The organism is Falsiroseomonas sp., from assembly GCF_051859025.1.
In the GTDB taxonomy this organism is placed as follows: domain Bacteria; phylum Pseudomonadota; class Alphaproteobacteria; order Acetobacterales; family Acetobacteraceae; genus Falsiroseomonas.
Window position 1 is genome coordinate 17,355 of record NZ_JBHYGL010000021.1, and the last position, 21,257, is coordinate 38,611.

Sequence of the window (21,257 nt, forward strand, 5' to 3'; positions counted from 1 at the left end):
CTTTAGCGGTGCCGCCCGTCAGGTCGCCGCCGGCCAGCGGGGCGCCGGTGCCGGGGCGCGCGGCGCGGCGCGGGGCGGCGGCGCTTCCTCCGGCTCCGTCAGCGGCGCGCGGCGGAAGGTCAGGGTGAACTCCGCCCCCATCTCCATCCCCTCCGGCGTGTTGTCGGCGCTGATCCGCCCGCCGATGCCCCGCATGATGGTGCGGGAGATGGAAAGGCCGAGCCCTGTGCCGAAGCCCGGCGGCTTGGTCGTGTAGAAGGGCTCGAACAGCTTGTCCCGCACCTCCGGCGGCAGGCCGGGGCCGCTATCCTGCACCCGCAGCGTCACCTCATCGGCCAGCGGTCCGACCTCCGCCTCGATCCGCAGGCGCCGGCGCTCCGCCGGGCGGTCCAGCAGCGCGTCGCGGGCGTTCAGCACCAGGTTCAGCAGGACCTGCTCCACCAGGATCACCTGGCCGATCACGGGGGGCAGCACGTCCGGCAGGCGCAGCTGCACCTGCACCCCCGCATCCCGCAGCGCCTGCCCCGCCAGCACCATCATCCCATGCACCGCGCCGCCGAGGTCGATCGCCTCCAGCGCCGAGACATCGACGCGGGAGAAGGCCCGAAGCTGGGTGACGATGGCCTTGGCGCGGTCCGCCTGGGCCATGATCCGGCGGAGCCGCGTCAGCGCCTCCTCCACCCCATCCTCGCCGGCCTCCAGCGCCTCCGCCGCATTCTCGGCGGCCAGCGACATGATGGCGATGGGCTGGTTGAGTTCATGCGCCAGCCCGGCAGCCATCTCACCGAGTGTCGCGAATTTGGCGGCGGTGGCGGCCTGCAGCGCCAGCTCGCGCTCCGCGGTGATATCCTCCAGCACGCCGGCCACTTCGGTCCCCGCGGCGCCGCGGCCGGTGACGCGCGTCGTCTCCCGCATCCACATCCAGGCGCCGTCGGCGCGGCGGAAGCGGTATTCGGCGCTGGCCTGGGTGTCGCGCCGCAGCCGGTCCGGCAGGTCCGGGCCCAGCGGCAGGGTCTGCGCATCCAGGCCGCGCTGCCGCCAGCCCGGGCGCAGCGCCGCCTCCATCGTCCAGCCCGTCAGCCGTTCGACGCCGGGGCCGATCTCCGTCAGCCGCATGGCGCCGCCCGGCTCGATCACGGCGCGATAGGTGATGGCGGGCAGCGCATCATCCTCCGCATCCGGCGGTGCTACCGGCGCCGGGCGGCGCAGCAGCGGCAGGCCGATGGCGCCCAGGCCGATGATGGCGGCCAGCAGATAGGGGAACCAGGCGCCCTGCGCCGGCGCATCCTCCAGCGCCGCGACCAGCAGCAGGTCGCCGGCCACGGGCGCGGCGCCGAGGGTAAGGGCCGGCAGCCCATCCCCGGCTGCCCGGCGCGACACGGCGCTGGCCGGGGCGGGCAGGGGCCAGAGCGGCGCCGGCAGCGCATCCCCGCCGGTGGCCAGCGGCATCCCATCGGCGCGCAGCAGCGCGAGCCGAAGCCCCGGCACCACCGCCGCATCGCCCAGCGCCCGGTCGAGTCGCCGCGGATCGATCGCCGCCACAGCGATGCCCGTGAAGCCGCGCGGATCGGTCAGCGGCCGCGTCGCCAGCAGGCTGCGCGGCCCGCCCGGCAAATCGAGCAGCGCCGGCGCCATCAGCGCCTCCGCCCGCCCGCCGCGATGCAGGCCGAAGCTTTCCCGGTCCGCGAGCGAGGTGCCGACCAGCGCCGCATGGGTGGACCAGAGGATGCGCCCCTGCGCATCCGTCACCGCCGCGAATTGCAGGCCATCGCGCCGCGCCGCTTCCGCCAGCAGCCGTTCTGCGACCTGCAGCGCCGCGCGGTCGCCACGCGCGGCGGCCTGGTGCCGCTGTTCCGCCGCGCCAAGGGCTTCCGAAAGCCCGTCGATGGGTTGGGAGACGAGGGCCCGGGCCCCTCGCGCGGCGCGTTCCGCGGTGGCGATGGCCGCCGCCGCCCGCGCCTCGGCCTGCGATTCCGCTTGCATCCACGCCGCGCCCAGGGCGAGGCCAGCCACGACCACACCAGCCACGAGGCCATAGCCCCGGGTTCCTGTCGCTTCGGGCTGCCTTTCGCGCTTGATGGGAACGCCACCTTTTGGATGGGGGAAGCCCCCGAGCCTGGCGAATCGGCGCACCCCAGCCGCACCCGGCATGAAGACCGTCCCGATTCGGAAAGAAACTTACGGCAGGCGCCACGGGGTGGCATCGGATGCCGCTCGAAACGAGCAAACGTTACGATAACGTCCAGTCGAGCGTGGCTTTCCTGCATCACGACCTTGCAACCGGAAGGTCAGCCCGCGCCTTCCAGCACGCCTTCCGCGCGTTCCAGTGCAGCGAGGCGCGACGCCAGATCATCCTCCCGGCACGCCATCACGGCGACGACGCCCACCCCCACCAGCCGGTTGCCCCGGTCGCCGAGCTTCACGCCATCCGCGGCGTCGATTTCGGCCACCAGCCCGCCGTGCCCGGCCTGGCCCCGCAGCACGCAGGCCAGGCGCTGGTCGGGGCCGATCGCCAGGTGGCGCCAGGCTTCCCCGCCCGCGCCGCGCAGGCGAAGCCGGATCGTGATTCCGCCCGGCGGGCCGCGCAGTTCCAGCACCACGCGCATCGCCGTCCCGGCAGGCACCGCGGCGGGCAGGCCGAGCGTGGCGACGCCGTCCCGCGTCCAGCAGCCCCAGGCCTCCTGCCACCACCAGCCAAGCCCCTGGCGCACCCGTTCCGCCCAGGCCGCCGCGCTGGTGGCGTCGGGCGGGCCGGCGGTGCCGAGGGGCAGGCGCTGGCCGAGCGGCAGGCTGGGCTCCGGCTGGCTCTCGCCCTGCTGCATCAGCGCCGCCAGTGCCTCCCCGGCCGCCTGGTGCCAGCTGCGTCCTGCCGCCTTGCGGTCGATGCCGGCTTCCAGCGCGGCGCGATGGGCGGGGTTCGTCACAAGCCTGGCCAGCACCTCCACCAGCGCGGGCTCATCCTGCGGCGGGAAGAAGACGGCGCCTGGCGCCCCCGATTCCAGCAACCCGGACTGCGCCGGCACCACCGCCAGCTTGCCCGCCGCCAGGCTCTCGCTCACCGGCAGGCCCCAGCCTTCGTGGAAGGAGTTGTAGATGGTGAAGTCGCAGCGCGCGTAGAGCCCGGCCAGCGCCAGGTCGGAGACGTCATGCAGCACCGCGACAGCGCGGCGCAGCTCCGGCGATCGTTCGCGCAGGCCGAGCGCCGCTTCCGCATGCCAGCCCGGCTTGCCCACGCAGACCAGTCGCGGCACCGCGGCCGCCCCCAGAAGGCGGATCAGCGCCAGCCAGGCCTGGAACACCATCAGGTGGTTCTTGCGCGATTCGAGCGTGGCGACGAACAGCACGAAGCGCTCACCGGGCAGGGGGGCGGGCAGGGCCTCCGCCGCCGCGCGGGCGGCACCGGCCTCCGCCGGCGGGCCGATCCCTTCCGCCGCGAGCCGCACCACCGTGGCGGGCAGTTCGGGGCCCAGCGGCGCGGCGAATTGCCGCACGTCCCGCAGCGTGCTCTCCGAATTCGCCAGCAGCGCATCGGCATGGAGGGAGAGGGAGGCGAACCACCGCGCATAGAGCCGCACCGTGATGTCGAGGCAGTGTTCAGGCATCACCAGCGGCACGCAGTCATGCACGAAGGCGACGTAGCGGAAGGGCACCCGCGCCCGCAGCATGCGCAGGCCGCGGAAGTAATCCTCCACGCCCCAGGCATTGCCCAGCGTCGCCACCGTCGCCCCTGGCTTCAGCGGCGCATCGGGCCGGGCATCGGCGTTGCAGAGCGTGGCGGTCGCGGCGCGCCAGGCGGGTTCATCCGCCCGGGCCCCGAGCCGCGCCAGGCCGAGCACCTGGCGGAAGGCGCCTTCCTCCACATGCCACCAGCGCCAGGTGGAGGGCTCATAGGCCATCAGCAGCAGCGCTGGCCGCCCCGGGCCGCGCGCCGCCGCCAGCAGGGCGCCGAGCATGCCCATCTGCACGCGCTGGATGCCCGTCGGCGTGCGGGCCTCCCGCAGATAGGCCAGCAGGTCGGTGACGTCGAAGGCCAGTTGCGTCGGCACGCCGCCGGGCCGCGGCGGCGAAGCCTCCACCGGCCCGTCGCCGGCCTGGTGCCGCCGGTGCCGCACCAGCGCATCGGCGCGCTTCAGCACGGTGTTGTAGGGCGCGCAGGCCAGGGCGCGGGCGATCGCCTCCGCCGCCTCGCCGCCGCGGCCCAGCATCCGCAGCGCCTGGCTGACCTGCAGCGGCGGGTCGAAGTCGCGCGGCTCCAGCGCTTCCGCCTCGCGGTAGATCGCCAGCGCGCCCTCGAAATCCCCGCGTTCCTTCACGCAATGGCCGAGCTGGACCAGGATCTCCCAGTGCCGCGGCCGTTCGGCGAGGTAGGCGCGATAGGCGTGCTCGGCTTCCGCCCAGCGGCGCTGGTCGCGCATCGCATCGGCTTCGGCGCGGATCGCTTCCGGCGTGGGTTGCGGGCTGTCCATCGGGGGGGATGCTAACCCGTGATGGGTTGACCGGCCATCACCGGCACATCCTCCAGCACCAGTTCCCAGGTTTCCGCCACCAGGTCATGGCCGAAGCTGCGATGGGGTTCGGCAGCCACCAGCCGGAAGCCCGCGCGCTCGTAAAGGCGACGGGCCGCGACCAAGATGGAATGGGTCCAGAGCGTGACGCGGCGGTAGCCGCGGGCGCGGGCAAAGGCGATGCAGGCCGCGACCATCGCCGCGCCGATGCCGAGGCCGCGCGCCGAGGGCTCCACATAGACCAGGCGGATCTTCGCCGTGTCCTCGCCGTGCTTCACGAGGAAGGCGGAACCGACGACGGCGCCGCCGCGCTCCGCGATCCAGCAGGCTTCCCGCGCCGGGTCGAAATCCCGGATGAAGCCGGCGGCGATCTCCGCCACCAGCCCCTCGAAGCTGCCGTCCCAGCCATACTCGGCGGCGTAGAGCGCGCCGTGGCGGCTGACGACATGGCCGATATCGCCCGGCCGCGGCGGGCGCAGGACGAAGGCGGGGGCACCGCCGCCCAGCAGCTGTTCGGCCGTGCCGAGCGCCGCGACCAGGCGATCCTGTTCCACGGCGGGAAGCCCCGCGACCAGCCCCGCCACCTCCGCCCGCGACTGGCCATCGATGGTGGCGAAGGCGTCCTGGCCGGCGGCCGTCAGCGTCAGCAGGCTGGACCTGGCATCGCCGGGGTCGGGCCGACGGGCGATCAGGCCGCGTTCCTCCAGCCCCTTCACCAGCCGGCTGAGATAGCCGGCATCGAGCCCGAGTTCGGCCGCGAGCCTGCCCGGCGCGGCGGTGCCGCGATCCGCCAGTTCCCACACCAGCCGCCCCTCCGGCAGGGTCAGCGCGGCGCCAAGGTATCGTTCATGCAGCAGGCCGATCCGCCGCGTGTAGAAGCGGCTGAAGCGGCGGATGGCGGCGACCGGGTCGGCCTTCGGGGCATCGGACATGCCCCGATTCTAACGAAATACTTGCCAAAAGCAAATATCAGCCGCCCATCCGCACCCCGGCCGCGTCGAAGACGTGGAAGGCGCCGGCGGGCAGCATCAGGGGCAGCACCGCGCCGATGTCGCTGGCGGCGATGGGCAGGCGCGCCACCAGCACCTCATTCCCCGGCAGGCGGCCATGGATGACGGTCTCGGAGCCCAGCGGCTCCACCAGATCCACCGTCAGGGGCAGGCCGGCCTCATGCACCGCCACATGTTCCGGCCGGATGCCGATGGTCAGCGGCGTGCCGTCGTCGCCAGGGCGCGCGCCATCGGCGAAGGCGATGGTCGGGCCCGCCTTCAGCGTGGCGGCGGTGCCGCCGGCGGCGAGGGTGGCCTGGAGGAAATTCATCGCGGGCGATCCGATGAAGCCCGCGACATAGGTATCGGCGGGCCTGCCCCAGACCTCCATGGGGGAGGCCACCTGCGCGGCGCGGCCGGCATGCATCACCACCAGGCGATCGCCCAGCGTCATCGCCTCCACCTGGTCATGCGTGACGAAGAGGCTGGTGACGCCGAGGCGCTTCTGCAGGCGGCGGATTTCCGCGCGCATCTGCACGCGCAGCTTGGCATCGAGGTTGGAGAGCGGTTCGTCGAACAGGAACAGCTTGGGCTCCCGCACCACCGCGCGGCCCATGGCGACGCGCTGGCGCTGGCCGCCCGAAAGCTGGCGCGGCTTGCGGTCCAGCAGCGGGCCGATTTCCAGCATCTCCGCGGCCTCGGCCACGCGCTTCCTGATCTCGGGCATGCTCATGCCGCGGATCTTCAGGCCATAGGCCATGTTCTCGAAGACCGACATGTGCGGATACAGCGCGTAGTTCTGGAACACCATGGCGATGTCGCGATCCGCCGGTTCCAGCGCCGTCACGTCCCGCCCATCGATGCGGACGATGCCGGAGGAGGGCGTCTCCAGCCCCGCCACGATGCGCAGCAGGGTGGATTTGCCGCAGCCGGAGGCGCCGACGACGACGATCATCTCGCCATCCGCGACTTCCAGGTCGATGCCGTGCAGGACCTGCGTGCTGCCGAACTGCTTGCGGACGGCGGAAAGGGTGAGGGTGGCCATTACTTTTCCGTCTCCGTCACTTTTCAGTCTCCGTCAGGCCCTTGACGAACCAGCGTTGCATGAAGACCACGACGGCCACGGGCGGCAGCATCGCCAGCACCGCGGTCGCCATGATGATGTTCCACTCATTCTGGCTGTCGGAGGTGCCGATCATCTTCGACATGCCGACCACCACCGTCTCCAGGTCCTTGTCGGAGACGATGAGCAGCGGCCAGAGATACTGGTTCCAGCCATAGATGAAGAGGATGACGAAGAGCGCCGCGATGTTCGTCACGGACAGCGGCATCACCACGTCCTTGAAGAAGCGCAGCGGCCCGGCGCCATCGATCTTCGCCGCTTCCACATATTCGTCCGGGATGGTCAGGAAGAACTGGCGGAACAGCAGCGTCGCGGTGGCGGAGGCGATGAGCGGCACCACCAGGCCGGACATGGTGTTGATCAGGCCGAGATTCACCATCACCTCGAAGGTCGGGATGATGCGGACCTCGACCGGCAGCATGAGGGTGATGAAGATCAGCCAGAAGGCCACCATGCGGCCGGGGAAGCTGAAGAACACCACGGCATAGGCCGAGAGCAGGGAGATCGCGATCTTACCGAGCGCGATCATCACCGCCATGTTCAGGCTGTTCCACAGCATCAGCCAGGCCGGCACCTGGCCGGTGGTGCGCACCGCGCTGCCGCCGGTGGTCCAGGCGCTGATGTAGTTGGTGATGGCCTCCGCGCCGAACCACAGCGGCACGTCGCCGCGGCCGATGGTGTTGGCATCGTGGCTCGATCCCACCAGCGTCAGCCAGATGGGGAAGGCGAAGACCAGCACGCCCATCACGAGCACGGCGTGGGCGACATAGCGCGACCGCGCCTGGCGGCGGGCGGTGGCGCGGAGGAGGGCGGCGTCGTCGAGCGTCGCCATCAGTAATGCACCTTCCGTTCGACGAAGCGGAACTGCACGGCGGTCAACGCCACCACGATCGCCATCAGGATCACGCTCTGCGCGGCGGAGGAACCGAAATTCAGGTTCTGCACGCCATCGACATAGACCTTGTAGATCAGCGTCGATGTCGCTTGGCCCGGGCCGCCCTGCGTCAGCGCGTGGATCGTGCCGAAGGTGTCGAAGAAGGCGTAGACGATGTTGACCACCAGCAGGAAGAAGCTTGTCGGGGCCAGCAGCGGGAAGATGATGGTCCAGAAGCGGCGCACCGGGCGCGCGCCATCGATGGCGGCGGCTTCCAGCACGGCGCGGGGGATGGATTGCAGCCCCGCCAGGAAGAAGATGAAGTTGTAGGAGACCTGCTTCCAGGCGGCCGCCATGATCACCAGCAGCATCGCCTGGTCGCCATTCACCTTGTAGTCCCAGCGGATGCCGATGCCGTTCAGCGCCTTGCCGAACAGGCCGATCTGCGGGTGGAACATGAACAGCCACAGCACGGCGGCCACCGCGGGCGCCACGGCATAGGGCCAGATCAGCATGGTCTTGTAGGCATCCGCGCCGCGGATCGCCTTGTCCGCCTGCACGGCCAGGAACAGCGCAACGCCCAGAGCGCCGATGGCGACGGAGGAGGAGAACACGACCGTGTTCCAGCCCGCCGCCAGGTAGTTGGGGTCCGCCAGCACGTCGCGGAAATTCTCCAGCCCCACGAATTCACGGGACAGGCCGAAGGCGTCCTCACGCAGGAAGGACCCGTAGATGGCCTGGCCGGCCGGCCAGAAGAAGAAGACGCCGGTGATGACGAGCTGCGGCAGGAGCAGCAGCCAGGGCAGGGCGATGCCCTTGAAGATCACCTTCTTGCGCAAACCGAGCCTCCCGCCACCCGATGGGCCATCAATAACAAAGCGGCACAAAACAAAGCGGGGGGCAGGCGCATGGCCCGCCCCCCGCGATCACGCCACCAGGATCAGCGGGCGCTGTTCTGGCGTTCGAAGTTGCGCAGCACCACGTTGCCGCGCGTCGTCGCATTGGCCAGGGCCTGTTCGCCGGTCTGCTGGCCCTGGAAGGCGCGCTCCAGCTCCTCCTGGATGATGGTACGGATTTCCACGAAGCCGCCGAGGCGGATGCCCATGGAGTTTTCCGTCATCTGGCCGCCGCCGCGCAGCATCTGCTGGATGGGGACATCGGCGCCGGCATTGGCGGGCAGGTTGTAGAAGCCCGTCGCGCGGACCTGTTCGAAAGCCGCGCGCGTCACCGGCAGGAAGCCCGTGTCCGTGTGCCACTTGGCGGCCACTTCCGGCCGCGCGATGTACGCGAAGAAGGCGGCGATGCCCTGCAGTTCCGCCGCGCTGCGCGCCGCGTTCGGGCCGCGGTTCATCACCCAGAAGCTGGCGCCGCCGATGATGGAGTTGAGCGGCGTGGTGCCCTGGTAGACCGGCAGCATGCCCACGCCCCACTGGAACTGCGCCTCGCGCTGGATGCGCGCCCGCAGGCCGGAGGAGGCGAAGATCATCGCGCATTCGCCGTTCGGGAACAGCGCATCCGCCGCGCCGTCACGCCCGCCGTAGCGGAACAGGCCGTCGCGCTGCCAGGCGACCAGGTTGTTGAAGTGGCGGACCATCAGCGGGTTGTTGATGCGAAGTTCCGCGTTCAGCCCGCCCATGCCGTTGGCCTGCGTGGCCAGCGGGATGTTGTGGATGGCGCTGAACTGTTCCACCTGCGTCCAGGTCGGCCAGGCCGAGGTCATCGGGCAGGCATGGCCCGCGGCCTTCAGGGCGCGCGCGGCGGCCTCGACACCTTCCCAGGTCTCGGGGAAGGCATCCGGGTTCAGGTTCGCGCGGCGGAAGGCGTCCTTGTTGTAGAACACCACGGAGGTCGAGCTGTTGAACGGCATCGACATCATGCGGCCGTCGGTCAGGCTGTAGTAGCCGCGCACGCCGGGCAGGTAGTCCTGGAAGTTGATGGTCGTGTTGGTTTCCGCCAGCAATTCATGCAGCGGCTTGATGGCGCGGCCGGCGGCCATCATCGTGCCCGTGCCGACTTCGAACATCTGCACGATGCCCGGCGCCTGGCCGGCGCGGAAGGCGGCGATCGCGGCCACCATCGTCTCGGGGTAGGAACCGCGGAAGGTCGCCTGGACCCGGTAGCGGTTCTGGGTGGCGTTGAAATCCGCCGCGATCTGTTCGAGCATCCCGCCCAGTGGCTGGGTCAGGCCGTGCCAGAACTGGATGTCGGTCGGCGCCGTGGCCGGCCCCTGGGCCTGGGCCGGGGCCCCGATACCGGCTGCGAGCGCGAAGGCGCCCGCCATGATGGTGCGGCGGAACATGGTATCACTCTCCCCGTGATGCGTTGGTGACGGGCACGTAACCGGCCCGCGTTGCGACTGTTTTACAGTTATATGACAGCCCGGTGAAGGGGCTCCGCGCGCTACCCGACCATCGCCGCCGCCCGCAGCCCCGCGATCATCGAGGATTTGAGCAGGTGGTCCCGCGCCCGCACGGGGTCGCCGGCCACGGATTGCAGGTCTGCCAACAGGGCGGCGCGCTTCGCCGGGTCCGTCTCCCTCATCCTGGCACGGTTTCGATCCGCCTGGGCGATGATCTCCCGCTTCGCGATGGGTTGGCGGCGGCGCGTGTATCGATCCAGCAGCGAATCGGGAGCCTCCCCCCGCAGCACCGGCAGCAGGGTGGCGGCGAGTTCGAAGGCGTCGTGGATGCCGCCATTCATGCCCATGCCGCCGGAGGGGCTGTTCAGATGCGCCGCATCCCCGGCCAGCAGCAGGCGCCCCACCCGGTAGGTCTCCACGATCCGCTGGTGGATGCGATAGGGGCGCAGGTCCGGCACGTCATACTCGCCCGCCTTGGGATGGATGGCCTGGAGCTTGCGCTGGATGGCGGCGGGCTCCAGCGCCTGCTCGATGGTTTCGCCCGGCGCGGGGTAGAGGCTGGCGCGCCATTTCCCGGGCACGCGCAGCAGGCTGAAGGTGCCGCTGAAGGCGGCGTGCTCGGTCCAGATGTAGTTGACGTTGGACAGGCCCTCGAAGGCCTCATGGAAAGGGAAGGTGGTGGTGGCGAGGATGGTGGTCTCGGGATAGGTGTCGCCGGGGAACTCGATCCCCATCGCCTGGCGGACCGCGCTGCGGGCGCCGTCGCAGCCGACGGCATAGGGGGCGCGCAGCGGATCGAAGCCCGTGCCCGTGATGGTCACGCCATCGCCGTCCTGCGCCACGGTCTCCACCCTGCAGCCGAAGCGCAGATCGACCGTGCCGGGATGCTCCGCCGCCAGCTTCGCCAGGATGAGGCGGGAGAGCTTCCACTGCTCCGCCTGCAGCCGGTAGGGATGGGCCGTGTCGGCGCTGAGCACGCCGAGGTCGAAGACCGCCCGCGCCCCGTCGGCGTGGCGCCTGATCTGCCAGGTCGGCGTCACCAGGCCCTGGGCGATCAGCGGCTCCGCCAGGCCGAGTTCGTCCAGCATGTCGAGGGAGGGGGGATGGAAGGTGCTGGCGCGGAGCGCCTCGCTGATATCGGCCTCCGCTTCCAGCACGATGGAGGGGATGCCCAGCGTCGCGAGGCGAAGGGCCAGCACCAGGCCCACCGGCCCGGCACCCACGATAGCGATACGGTCTGTCATGCCGGGGATCGTGCCCCGGCCCCCTCAATCCCGCAACGCGCGGCGGAGCGAGTCGCGGATGGGCGACAGGATGTAGGCCAGCGCGCTTCGCGTCTCGCCCAGCACGAACATCTCGATCGGCATGCCCGCCTGCAATTGCAGGCCCGGAATGGCGGCAAGTTCCGGTTCGTGGATCTCGGCGCGTGCCAGGAAGAACTGGTTTGCCTGCGCATCCGTTTGCTGGTCGGCGGAGACGTAGGTGAGGCGCCCTGCCAGCAGCGGCGTGCTGCGCTGGCGGAAGGCGGAAAGGCGTATGTTCACGCGGCTGCCGACATGCAGCTGCTCCACATCCGCGGGCAGGACCTTGGCCTCGATCACCAGGCGGTCGTCCATCGGCAGCAGGTCCATCACTGGCACGCCATCGCTGATGCTGCTGCCCGGCGTCACGAACCGGATATCGGTGACGATGCCGGCTTCCGGCGCCACCAGGTCCCGCCGGCTGCGGACGTTCTCGGCCGCCAGCACGCGCTGCTCGGCATCCAGCAACAGCTGCTGGTTGTCCTGCAATTCCCGGGCGATGTCCTGGGCGCGGTTCAGGCGGAAGGTCGCCATCTCCGCCTCCGCCTGGGCGATGGCCTGGCGGTACTGCGCTTCCTGCGCGGCCAGCGACCCGGCGGAGCCGACCAGCTCCGCCTCCATCCGCTCCAGCTCCCGCACCCGGCTCATCAGCGCGAAGCCCTGCTGCGCGAGCGGCCGCTGGCCGGCCAGGTCCGTGCGGACGGATCCGATGCGGCTGGCAACCGATGTGCGCTGGGAGGCCGTGGCCTGCAGCTGTTCGCGCTGCACGGCCACGCGACGCTCATAGACCGCCATGTTGCTGTCGAAGGCCTGCCAGCGGGCGGTGAACAGCCGCTGTTCGGAGATGACGATGGTGGCGAGGCCCGCGTCGCGTTCCGCCGCGCGCAGAATCTCCGGCGGCGCGACGAAGCGGCGTTCATCCTGCTGCTCCGCCCGCAGCCGCGCCACGCGCACCGCCAGCGCGCGGGATTGCGCGCGGGCCTGGGCGGCGGCCGCTTCCGCCGTGGTGGGGTCGAGGCGCAGCAGCACCGCGCCGGCCTGCACGCGCTCCCCCTCCCGCACCAGCAATTGCTGGAGGATGCCGGGCTCGCTCAGCACGATCGACTTGCGCCGCCCTTCCGCGACGAGGGAGCCGCGGGAGACGACGGCGCGCTCGATCGGCGTGATGGCCGCCCAGAACAGCAGCCCGCCGAAGCCCACGAATAGCAGCAGCAGCGCCGCCACGCCGATCCGCCGGACGCTCGGCATGCGCGCGGCCTCATCCGCTTCGGCGAAGCTGAGGGAAATGGATTTCGGGCCGGTGAGCCGTGCCGTGTTCATGCGCCGCGTGCCGCCGGCTTATCCGGCGCCTCCGTCTGCCAGGCGCCGCGGGGGCCGAGGCGCAGCAACTGGTCCACCTGGCCGTGCCAGAGGCCGGGATCATGGCTGACGACGAGGCAGGCGGCGCCGGCCGCCCGCGCCGCCAGCACCGCGGCCAGCGCCGCCTGCCGGCCCTCGCGGTCGAGCCCCGCTTCCGGTTCGTCCAGCACCAGCAGGGAAGGGGTGCCGTAGAAGGCGCGGGCCAGGCCGATCATCCGCTTCTGGCCCATCGACAGGCCGGCGGTGGGGCCGGCTTCGGTCGCGTAGCCCTGGGGCAGGCGGCCGATCATGTCATGCGCCCCGGCCATCCGCGCGGCGGCGACCACGGCTTCCGCATCCTCCGGCCCGAAGCGGCCGATATTCTGCAGCACGCTGCCATCCAGCAGCTGCACATCCTGCGGCAGGTAGCCGATGCGCGGGCCGATCACGTCCCGCTCCACCTGCCGCGTATCCTGCCCCTCCAGCTCCGCGGTGCCGGAATCCGGCTGCATCAGGCCCAGCGCCAGGCGCAGCAGCGTGGATTTGCCCGTGCCGTTCGGGCCGAGCACGAGGGTGATGGTGCCGGGCGGGCAATAGACGGTGATGCCATCCAGCACCGGGCGGCTGGCCTCGGGCGGCGTCCAGGTCAGGTCGCGCAGCCAGAGCCCGGGATGGCCATCGGCGGCGGGCGGCAGCGCGTCCGGCACGGCGTGGTCCGCGAACAGTTCCTGCATCCGCCGCCAGGCCAGCGCCGCCATCGCCCAGTCGCGCCAGGACAGCACGACGCGCGCGATGGGGGCGGTGGCCGTATTCGCCAGCATGGTGGCCGCGATGATGCTGCCGGGGGAGACCTGGTGGTGCGTCGCCAGGATCACGCCCGCCACCACCATCGTCCCCTGCGCGAGGTATGAGCTGTATTCGGTGATGCCGCGCACGGCCCGCGCGCGCGCCTGGGCGTGGTCGCCTTCCGCCAGCGCCGCGCCCTGCGCCGGTTCCCACCGCCGCACCACGGCGCCCAGCATGCCGAGGCCCTCCAGCATGTCCGCCTGCCGCAGCCGCCCCTGCAATTCGGCGGAGGTCTTCACCTGCCGGTCCGACGCGCTGCGCATCATCCCCCGCGTCGTGCGGTCCAGCACCACGCCCAGCGCCGCGATGGTGAGGCAGGCGGCGAAGGCGATGACGGCATAGACGGGGTGCATCATCCACAGCACCAGCAGGCCGATCGGCGTCGCCGTCATGTCGAAGAGGTCGGCGATGGTGCCGCCGCCGAGGAAGCGCCGCAGCTCCGCCGTATCCTGCAGCGCCGCCAGGCCCGGGCGCCGGCTGCCGGCCAGCGCGCTGCGCACCGCGGCTTCCAGCGCCTCCACCGTCAGGCGCCGCGCCAGGCTTTCGGCCAGCGCCGCCATCAGCATGGCGCGCACCGCGCGCATCACCCCGGCCATCACCAGGGCGACGAAGAAGCACAGCGCCAGGACCGTGAGCGTGTCGAGGTTGCCGCCCTCGATCACGCCATCGAAGACATGCATGGTCAGCAGCGGCATGCCCAGCAGGCAGGCCTGGCGGGCGATCGACAGGCCGAAGGCGGTGCCGAGCACGCCGCTGAAGGCGGGCGCGCGCGCCAGTGCCTGCGCGACCTCCCCGGCCATGGTGCCGGCGCGGATCATGCGGCTTCACCGGCACGGCGGCCCCGGCCGGGTATCACGGGGCCGGCGATGGCGGGCGTGGCAGGGGCGGGCGCCAGCTGGCCGCCGCGCAGCAGCATCACCCGGTCCGCGGCGGCCAGCAGCGCGGGGCGGTGGGAGGTGAAGAGGATGCCCATCCCCTCCGCCGCCAGGCGCCGGATCAGGCGGACCAGCCGCTGCTCCCCCTCCGCGTCCAGGAAGGCGGCGGGTTCGTCCATCACCAGCAGCTTCGGCCGGCCATAGAGCGCGCGGGCCAGCGCCACGCGCTGCCGCTGCCCGGCGGAAAGCGGGCCCTCCGCCCGGATCGGCGTGGCATAGCCCAGCGGCAGGGCCGTGATCATCGATGCCGCATCCGCCAGCCGCGCGGCTTCCATCACCGCCTGCATGTCGGGCGCGGCCAGGCGCGCGATGGCTTCGGCCACCGTGCCGTCGGTCAGCAGCGGGTCCTGCGGCAGGTAGCCGACATGGCGGGCGAAATCCTCCCGCTGCCACTGGCTGGTGGATTGCCCATCCAGGAAGCAGCCGCCGGCGGAAGGCTTCACCATGCCGACGGCGATGCGCAGCAGCGTGGTCTTGCCCGCCCCCGCGGTGCCGGCGATGGCCACGGCGCGGCCTGGTTCCACCACCAGCTGCACGTCCCGCAGCAGGGCGCGGGGCGCGCCGCGATGGGCGTAGCTGACCCGTTCCATCACCAGGCGGGCATCGCGGCAGGGAAAGGCGATGCCGGTATCCGGCCCGCGATCGGCCTGGGACAGCGCCTGCAGCCGGCGCCAGGATGCCAGCGCGCCGGCCCAATCCGCCGCCGCCCCGCCCAGCCGGGTGAAGGGCCCGATGATCTGCCACATCAGCAGCATCGTCACGAGGGCGCCCATGCCGATATTGGCCCCGTTCGCCGCCAGCACCGTGCCCAGCACCAGCGCGCCGCCCGTGCCGATGCCCGATACCGTGCTCAGCGCCGCGCTGATCCAGCGGGCGGCATTCTGCGCGCCCCGCAGCGCCTCCGCGCTGTCATCCATCCGCGCTTCCCATCGGATGGCGAGGTTGCGGCGCATGCCCATCGCCTCCACCGCTTCCGCGCAGCGCATCGCATCCGCGACCAGGCCGCTGGTCTGCGCATGGGCGTCGTTGGAGGCGACGAGCGCGCGGCGGGTCAGCCTTTCGCCGACCAGGGACAGGATGGCGGCCAGCAGGCAGAGCGCCAGCGCCAGGACGGCGAAGGCCCAGTGGAAATACAGCAGCAGCAGGATCAGCAGCGGCACGATCACCGCATCCACCACGCCGGTCAGCACCGGGCCGGCCAGGTTGCGGCGCAGCTCCTCCACATCCCTCAGCGCCTGGCCGGCGCTGATGTCGGACCGGCCGGGCTGCTTCGCCGCCGCCATCACCAGCGGCGCGGCCATCCGGCGCGCCAGGCGGTGGGACACCGCCAGCAGCCCGACTTCGCGCAACTGGTCCAGCGCCACATTCATGGCGATGGCGATGCCGAGCAGGATCGAAAGCCCCGCCAGCGTCCAGGGATTGCCCGTGGGCAGCACCACCTGCCAGATCATCATCTTGCTGACCGTGACGGCGAAGCCCGTCAGCGCGAGCACGATGCCGAGCCAGAGCGTGAAGCGTGCCGCGACGCCCATTTCCCCGCGCGCGACATCCATCACGCCCTGTGGCGCCGCGCCGCCGCCCTGCGGGGCTGGCGCGGCACCCTGCGGGGCTGGCAGGCGCCGCGCGGCCATCAGAGCGCCAGGATCAACGCGAAGGCCGTCAGCGCGCCGAAGCTGGTCAGGCCGAGGAGCGCCATCAGCACCACCTGCCAGGTGTCCGGCCCCGCCCGCCCGGCCCGTGGCGGCGGCGCTTCCGCCTGCAGCGCGGCCAGGCGTTCATCCAGCCGCGCCACCCAGGCTTCCAGCACCGCGATGCGCTGCTCCGCTTCCTCCGGCATGGCGCCGGCGGCTTCCGCCGGTGCGCGCGCGGCAACGTCCTGCAGGCGCTGTTCCAGCGCGCGCTGGCCGGCGACCAGCTGCTCGATCGCCTTGATGACCTGCGGGCTGGCGGGCGGCGGGGCGGAAGGGGCGGGGGGGCGCGGCTCGGCAGGGGGCGGGCGGCGGAAGATCTGGAGGGATGCTTCCCCCCCCGCGGCACCGCGCGCCACCACCGCCAGGTCCGACCGGCGTTCGGCCCATTCGGGCTTCAGGGGGAAGCGGAAGCCGTGGAAGGCATCGCCGATGCCGGCGCGCACCAGATCCGTCCGGTGCCGGTCGGCGACGGTGGTGGCCACCGCCTGGCCGTCCAGCCGCAATTCGACGATGACGCGTTCCGTTGGATGGGCGGGCTCGAAGGCCCAGCCATCGATCTGGTTGCCGCTCAGGCCATCGATGAAGCCGCGGATTTCCGGCGCCGCGCGGGTTTCAGCCTGCCCGGACAAGCGCCTTCCCTCCCGCCCTGCGCCGCGGCGCCTCGGCCGCTTCGGGCGCGGCCGCCACGACGGGGGGCGCCAGCAGGCGGCGATACAGCGCCAGGTGCTCCGCCGCCGCCTGGTCGATCAGCCGCGGCGGCGTGATGCCGGCCGCCAGCCTCTCCCACAGCCCCTTCTCCTCCGCCGCGCGGCGCATCACGGCGGCCAGGCCGGCGGCATCGCCGATCGGGAAATGCAGGCCATCGACGGCGTCGCGCACCGCTTCCGCCATGCCGCCGACATTGCCGCAGATCACCGGGCGGCCGTGGCGGAAGGCCTCCATCGCCACCAGCGGCGCGTTCTCCCACCAGATGGAGGGCATCACCACCCAATCCACCGCGGCCATCCGCGCCGCCATGTCCCGCGCGGTGTAGAGGCCGTGGTGCCGCGCATCGGGTGCCGCTTCCAGCGCCGCCTTGAACTCCGCCAGGAATTCATCGGGCTGCCAGGCCGTGCCGCCATGCAGCGCCAAATCATGCGCCACGCCCTGCTTCGTCAGCCGGGCGGAGGCGCCGAGCGCGACCATGCTGCCCTTGAAGCGGTTGATGTGGCCGAAGAAGCCGAAGCGGTCGCGCCGCCCTTCCGGCGCCATGCGATGCGGGGCGGGGGCGCCGAGCGCGATGCCGTTGCGCAGCACCTCGATCCGCGCGCCATCCCAGCCGGCCTCGATGAACCGGTCGCGCAGGAAGTCGGAGGGCGAGAGGATCAGGTCCACCCCCGCGAAGGCGCCCCGTACGCCGAGGTCCCGCAGCACGAGGTCCGTGCCGCCACGGCCGGGGAAGCAGCGCCGGCAGCCATCCGGCGAAGGCCCGGGGCAGAGCCTGCCATCCACCGTCAGCAACTGGCCTTCCTGCGGGCAGATGGCGAAGAAGTCGTGCAGCGTGACGACGATCTTCGCCTTCGGTGCTACCCGCCGCACGAGGTCCAGCGTCTCCAGCCCGAAATAAAGCAGATGGTGGAAGTGGATCACATCCGGCTGGAAGCCGGCGACGAAGGGGCCGAGTTCCTGCAACCCCCAGGTATCCAGCTGTGCCAGGTGGAAGCGGTCGAAATGGCTGAGCCAGACCAGCATCTCATCCGCCTGGCGGCCGGCGGCCTGGAACAGCGTGCCGGGGCGGCGTTCGCGGTGCTGCCCGGTGACGGCGCCGAGGAAAAGCCCCTCCACCCCATGCCGGTCACGCAATTCCCGGAACAGGCCGCGCGCCACCACCTCGGTGCCGCCGGGCTGCAGGTCGGGATGGTTATGACAGAGGACGAGAAGGCGCATGGTTCGGGGACGCTAGCACCTTAAGTGGATCACGGGGCGGGCCTCTTCGCCCCGATGCCGCAAAAACATGTCCGCGGGAAGGGGGATACGACAATCGACGCCCGTCCGGGTTGTTCCGGGCCGCGCGCCTGGGGTCAGGCGGCCGCAAAGGTCTCGCCGTGGCGTGAAAACCCGTCCATCAGCGCTTCGATGGTCGAGTCCCAGCGGCGATGGTGCAACCTTCGATTGTAGGCAGCCGCGACGGTGCCGGCGTAGCCGCCGTGCTGGGCGATGGATTGGCGTTCGAAGTGGAACAACTCGGCCGCCGGTTCGTAGAAGATGGTCCCGCCGGCCTGGCGAAGCCGCAGGCAGAGGTCGCTGTCCTCATAGTCGCCGACGATGTAGCCGGCATGGAAACCGCCGACCTCGTCCCAGGCCTGGCGGCGGATGAGCATGGCCGCGCCCGTCACGCCCGGCACGTCGCGCGGCCGGTTGGCATCGGGGTAGTGGCGCGGGAATCCCTTGAAGTAGTGGCAGTTGAACCAGTCATTCCCGGGGCCGCGGGCGAAATACAGGCCCGCATGCTGCAGCGATCCATCGTCGAACATCAGCTTGGGGCCGACGCATGCGATGCGCGGATCGGCGTCGAGCCGCGCGGCCAGCGGCGCCAGCCAGCCCGGCCGGTCCGGCACCACATCCGAATTCAGCATCAGCAGCAGCGGCGCGGTGGCGATCGCGGCGCCGCTGTTGCAGGCGGTGGCGTAGCCGGCATTGCGGCCATGCAGCACCAGCGTCACGCCGAGGCCCGCCAGGCCGCAGGTGCCGCGCAGCAGATGCTCGGCCTCCCCCCGCTGCTCCGGGCTGTCGAGCACGTAGATGATCTCCACGTCCCGGAGCATCGGGTCCCGCGCGAAGGCGGCGACCTGGTGGCGGATGAAGCGGAGGTTCCGGTAGAGCGGGATGACGAAGGAGACGGTGGGGGCGGACGGTCTCTCCCCGATCTGCACCACCTCCTGCCCCTCGGGGTCGGCGGAGGCGGCGGCGTGCAGGCGCGCGGCGGCGGGGGCCAGGACCTGGTCCAGCATCGCCGGGCCGACATCCAGCGGGTTGACGCTGCGCAGCACCACCTCCCTCGCCTGCGCGGCGGGGATCAGGGCGGGGCCGGCCACGAGTTCGATGGCATCGCCGGAGCCGAGCGCGATTTCCAGCCGCCACTGCGCCACCGGGCCGGGGCCCGCATCGGGCACATGGACGACGAAGCCGGGGCGGGGGTCGCAGTCGCCGAAGGGCGCCTGTTCGAACTTCTTCACGACATCGGGGCGGCTGACGCGGTGGATCGCCTCGGGCGGGACAGGAATGGCGCCGAAGGGGCCGCGCAGCATCATGCCGCGGGTCAGGCGCAGGGGGTCATGCAGCCAGCCCAGCAGGAAGACGCCGCCGCCATGGTCGGAGATCGCGCGGTCCACCGCGGCGCCGACGGCATTGGCGGGTTCCGCCGCCGCGCGGGGCGGCGCCATGGCCAGCACCTGTGCATCCCGCACCGCGTCGCGGCACCAGGGTTCCTGCACATGGCGCCGCAGCGCGATGAAGGCCTGGCGCAGCAGGCCGCGCTGCGGCCCGGAGGTCTGGCGGGCAAGTTCCACCAGCGTGGGGCAGGGGGGCGAATGGCCCGGCAGGTGCTGGGCAACGCCATCGGCGCGCAGCAGCACCGCGCCCGCGGCGCCGGCGGGCAGCGGGGCCAGGCCACCTTCCGGATCGGGCGCGCGGGCCACGCCCTGCGGCGTCACCAGCCAGCCGCCGGCCTCGACCCGCCACAGGCTGCGCCCGTGGCCGAGCATCACGAGCGGCCGCACGGCATCCGGCGCAGGGCGAAGCAGCGGCTTTGCCAGCGCCAGCAGATCGGACGCCAGCAGGGCGTCGGAGGCCGCGCGAAGCGGGCCGGCCGCCTTGCCGGCGAGCAGCGCGAGCAGCCGCGGCGCCGCCTGGACCAGCGGCCCCAGCGCATCCAGGTTCCGGGCGGGGCCGAGCGGCAACCAGGCGCCATCGGCGATGCGCAAGCCGATCGCGGTGGCGCCGCGGACCCGCAGCAGCAGGATGGTCCCGCCGGGCGTGGCTTCCGGCAGGGGCAGCTGGGACAGGGGGCGGAAGGGGGCGCCTTCATCCAGGCGGAATTCGGCGGCCTGGGCCTCGGCCGATGTGCCGGGCAGGAAGACGATGCCCGCATCGGAGCCGAGGCGGGCCCACCAGGCGCCGGGCTCCGGCATGGGCAGTGGCGTGGTCATGGTCACGGATCAGCCCTCATGCCGGGCGGCATCAATGACGGGGATGTGATCCAGCGCAAGCGGCGAGGCAGGAGGGCAATGATGCCTGGCACGCCCGGCGGCCACGCCGCCGTGTCAGCCATCCGCGTCGTCCGGGGAAGCGTCAGGCCACCCGGACTCAGACCACCTGGACGATGGTGTCGATGTGGTTTGTCAGGTCGGTGACGGAGACGCCCTGCAGCGTGATCGTATCGCTGCCGAGGGTGATGACCGCGTTGCCGAAGCTGTCGGCGGTGACATGGCCGCCCGTCAGCAGGTCGGTCGCCGCGCTGACGCCGGACCCGTTGATGCCGGTGGCGATCTGCAGGGTATCCGTGCCGATGGCGAAGCCGATGATGAGGTCATGGCCGAAGCCGTCATCGAAGGCGAAGACATCGTCGCCCGTGCCGCCCAGCGACGTGTCGTCGCCGCTGCCGCCGACCAGCAGGTCGTCGCCCCGGCCACCGGCCAGGTAGTCGTCGCCGGAGCCACCATTCAGCGTGTCGTCGCCGTTCTCGCCAAAGGCGGTGTCGTCGCCGCTGCGCAGCATGACGTTGTCATCGCCCGTGCCTGCCAGGACGAAGTCGTCGCCGGAGCCGGTGTTGACGGTATCATTGCCGTTGCCGGACGAGATGGTGTCGTCCCCGCTGCCGGTGGTGATCCCATCGCTGCCGCCACCATAGATCGACGCGAAACCTGACATGAATACCTCCACGTGCCCGACTGGACTCGACCGGCACGTTTTCGCCCACCCCTGAAATGAAACCAAACGCGCACGAAGTCAACGAAAAGGAGAATGATGCGAGTCCAATACAGTCGGAGCGTGCGACACCCAGGCCGTTGATATTCAATGTTTGATAGAATTTTGGACGCCGAATACAAACATAACAAAATGTCCATGTTGGTTGGATGCCCGGCGCTGCGCGCCACCATCAGCCCCGCGCACCAAGGCCGGGACAGGCATTCCACCGATCCGCGCCCCAACGGCCCCGGCCGCCGAGCGCATCGCGGGCAGGAATAGTCCCTTATCAACAATTCGTGAATAGTCGCGCCGCGTGACAGTATTCGCGGTGCGAGCCCCCGGCATTTCT

At 71.4% G+C, this 21,257-nt stretch carries 15 protein-coding genes; all 15 read right to left on the reverse strand.

Annotation, left to right across the window (positions count from 1 at the left end; all coding sequences use genetic code 11):
* Positions 1-18: 18 nt before the first annotated feature.
* Positions 19-1,983: an ATP-binding protein gene (locus ACTIE5_RS17695; RefSeq protein WP_439551031.1), complete on the reverse strand. Its 1,965-nt coding sequence runs from the start codon at positions 1,981-1,983 to the stop codon at positions 19-21.
* Positions 1,984-2,288: 305 nt separating this feature from the next.
* Entirely contained in the window at positions 2,289-4,466 is a 2,178-nt protein-coding gene (locus tag ACTIE5_RS17700) for a glycosyltransferase (protein WP_439551032.1), read from the reverse strand.
* Positions 4,467-4,477: 11 nt separating this feature from the next.
* Positions 4,478-5,437 carry a bifunctional helix-turn-helix transcriptional regulator/GNAT family N-acetyltransferase gene (locus ACTIE5_RS17705; protein WP_439551033.1) on the reverse strand — a complete coding sequence of 320 codons (960 nt, stop codon included), beginning with the start codon at positions 5,435-5,437 and terminating at the stop codon, positions 4,478-4,480.
* 37 nt (positions 5,438-5,474) lie between these two features.
* Positions 5,475-6,539 carry a sn-glycerol-3-phosphate ABC transporter ATP-binding protein UgpC gene (gene ugpC / locus ACTIE5_RS17710; RefSeq protein WP_439551034.1) on the reverse strand — a complete coding sequence of 355 codons (1,065 nt, stop codon included), beginning with the start codon at positions 6,537-6,539 and terminating at the stop codon, positions 5,475-5,477.
* Between the two features lie 16 nt (positions 6,540-6,555).
* Positions 6,556-7,449 carry a sn-glycerol-3-phosphate ABC transporter permease UgpE gene (gene ugpE, locus ACTIE5_RS17715; protein ID WP_439551035.1) on the reverse strand — a complete coding sequence of 298 codons (894 nt, stop codon included), beginning with the start codon at positions 7,447-7,449 and terminating at the stop codon, positions 6,556-6,558.
* Entirely contained in the window at positions 7,449-8,330 is an 882-nt protein-coding gene (ugpA, locus tag ACTIE5_RS17720) for a sn-glycerol-3-phosphate ABC transporter permease UgpA (RefSeq protein WP_439551036.1), read from the reverse strand. The genes ugpE and ugpA overlap by 1 nt, the downstream gene beginning before the upstream one ends.
* A 101-nt stretch (positions 8,331-8,431) precedes the next feature.
* Entirely contained in the window at positions 8,432-9,790 is a 1,359-nt protein-coding gene (gene ugpB, locus ACTIE5_RS17725) for a sn-glycerol-3-phosphate ABC transporter substrate-binding protein UgpB (RefSeq protein ID WP_439551037.1), read from the reverse strand.
* A gap of 101 nt (positions 9,791-9,891) precedes the next feature.
* On the reverse strand, positions 9,892-11,094 hold the full coding sequence (locus ACTIE5_RS17730) for an FAD-dependent oxidoreductase (protein WP_439551038.1): 1,203 nt from the start codon (positions 11,092-11,094) through the stop codon (positions 9,892-9,894).
* Between the two features lie 24 nt (positions 11,095-11,118).
* Positions 11,119-12,471: an HlyD family type I secretion periplasmic adaptor subunit gene (locus tag ACTIE5_RS17735; protein ID WP_439551039.1), complete on the reverse strand. Its 1,353-nt coding sequence runs from the start codon at positions 12,469-12,471 to the stop codon at positions 11,119-11,121.
* Entirely contained in the window at positions 12,468-14,153 is a 1,686-nt protein-coding gene (locus tag ACTIE5_RS17740) for an ATP-binding cassette domain-containing protein (protein WP_439551040.1), read from the reverse strand. Before ACTIE5_RS17740 ends, ACTIE5_RS17735 begins: the two co-directional genes overlap by 4 nt.
* Positions 14,150-15,901 carry an ATP-binding cassette domain-containing protein gene (locus ACTIE5_RS17745; RefSeq protein ID WP_439551041.1) on the reverse strand — a complete coding sequence of 584 codons (1,752 nt, stop codon included), beginning with the start codon at positions 15,899-15,901 and terminating at the stop codon, positions 14,150-14,152. The genes ACTIE5_RS17740 and ACTIE5_RS17745 overlap by 4 nt, the downstream gene beginning before the upstream one ends.
* Complete coding sequence (locus ACTIE5_RS17750; protein WP_439551042.1) at positions 15,901-16,590, reverse strand: hypothetical protein; 690 nt, start codon at positions 16,588-16,590, stop codon at positions 15,901-15,903. The genes ACTIE5_RS17745 and ACTIE5_RS17750 overlap by 1 nt, the downstream gene beginning before the upstream one ends.
* A complete protein-coding gene (locus ACTIE5_RS17755) occupies positions 16,574-17,887 on the reverse strand; it encodes a glycosyltransferase family 4 protein (RefSeq protein ID WP_439551043.1) in 1,314 nt (437 codons plus the stop codon). Before ACTIE5_RS17755 ends, ACTIE5_RS17750 begins: the two co-directional genes overlap by 17 nt.
* 134 nt (positions 17,888-18,021) lie before the next feature.
* Positions 18,022-20,148, reverse strand: coding sequence for a glycosyltransferase (locus ACTIE5_RS17760; protein WP_439551044.1), 2,127 nt, complete (start codon positions 20,146-20,148; stop codon positions 18,022-18,024).
* Between the two features lie 157 nt (positions 20,149-20,305).
* Positions 20,306-20,869, reverse strand: coding sequence for a calcium-binding protein (locus tag ACTIE5_RS17765; protein WP_439551045.1), 564 nt, complete (start codon positions 20,867-20,869; stop codon positions 20,306-20,308).
* Between the last annotated feature and the right edge of the window lie 388 nt (positions 20,870-21,257).

Bases quoted from the DNA above. Each gene is read 5' to 3' on its own strand.
- ACTIE5_RS17695 (WP_439551031.1), bottom strand. From the start codon at position 1,983: ATGCAAGCGGAATCGCAGGCCGAGGCGCGGGCGGCGGCGGCCATCGCC.
- ACTIE5_RS17700 (WP_439551032.1), bottom strand. From the start codon at position 4,466: ATGGACAGCCCGCAACCCACGCCGGAAGCGATCCGCGCCGAAGCCGAT.
- ACTIE5_RS17705 (WP_439551033.1), bottom strand. From the start codon at position 5,437: ATGTCCGATGCCCCGAAGGCCGACCCGGTCGCCGCCATCCGCCGCTTC.
- ugpC (WP_439551034.1), bottom strand. From the start codon at position 6,539: ATGGCCACCCTCACCCTTTCCGCCGTCCGCAAGCAGTTCGGCAGCACG.
- ugpE (WP_439551035.1), bottom strand. From the start codon at position 7,449: ATGGCGACGCTCGACGACGCCGCCCTCCTCCGCGCCACCGCCCGCCGC.
- ugpB (WP_439551037.1), bottom strand. From the start codon at position 9,790: ATGTTCCGCCGCACCATCATGGCGGGCGCCTTCGCGCTCGCAGCCGGT.
- ACTIE5_RS17730 (WP_439551038.1), bottom strand. From the start codon at position 11,094: ATGACAGACCGTATCGCTATCGTGGGTGCCGGGCCGGTGGGCCTGGTG.
- ACTIE5_RS17735 (WP_439551039.1), bottom strand. From the start codon at position 12,471: ATGAACACGGCACGGCTCACCGGCCCGAAATCCATTTCCCTCAGCTTC.
- ACTIE5_RS17740 (WP_439551040.1), bottom strand. From the start codon at position 14,153: ATGATCCGCGCCGGCACCATGGCCGGGGAGGTCGCGCAGGCACTGGCG.
- ACTIE5_RS17745 (WP_439551041.1), bottom strand. From the start codon at position 15,901: ATGGCCGCGCGGCGCCTGCCAGCCCCGCAGGGTGCCGCGCCAGCCCCG.
- ACTIE5_RS17755 (WP_439551043.1), bottom strand. From the start codon at position 17,887: ATGCGCCTTCTCGTCCTCTGTCATAACCATCCCGACCTGCAGCCCGGC.
- ACTIE5_RS17760 (WP_439551044.1), bottom strand. From the start codon at position 20,148: ATGACCACGCCACTGCCCATGCCGGAGCCCGGCGCCTGGTGGGCCCGC.
- ACTIE5_RS17765 (WP_439551045.1), bottom strand. From the start codon at position 20,869: ATGTCAGGTTTCGCGTCGATCTATGGTGGCGGCAGCGATGGGATCACC.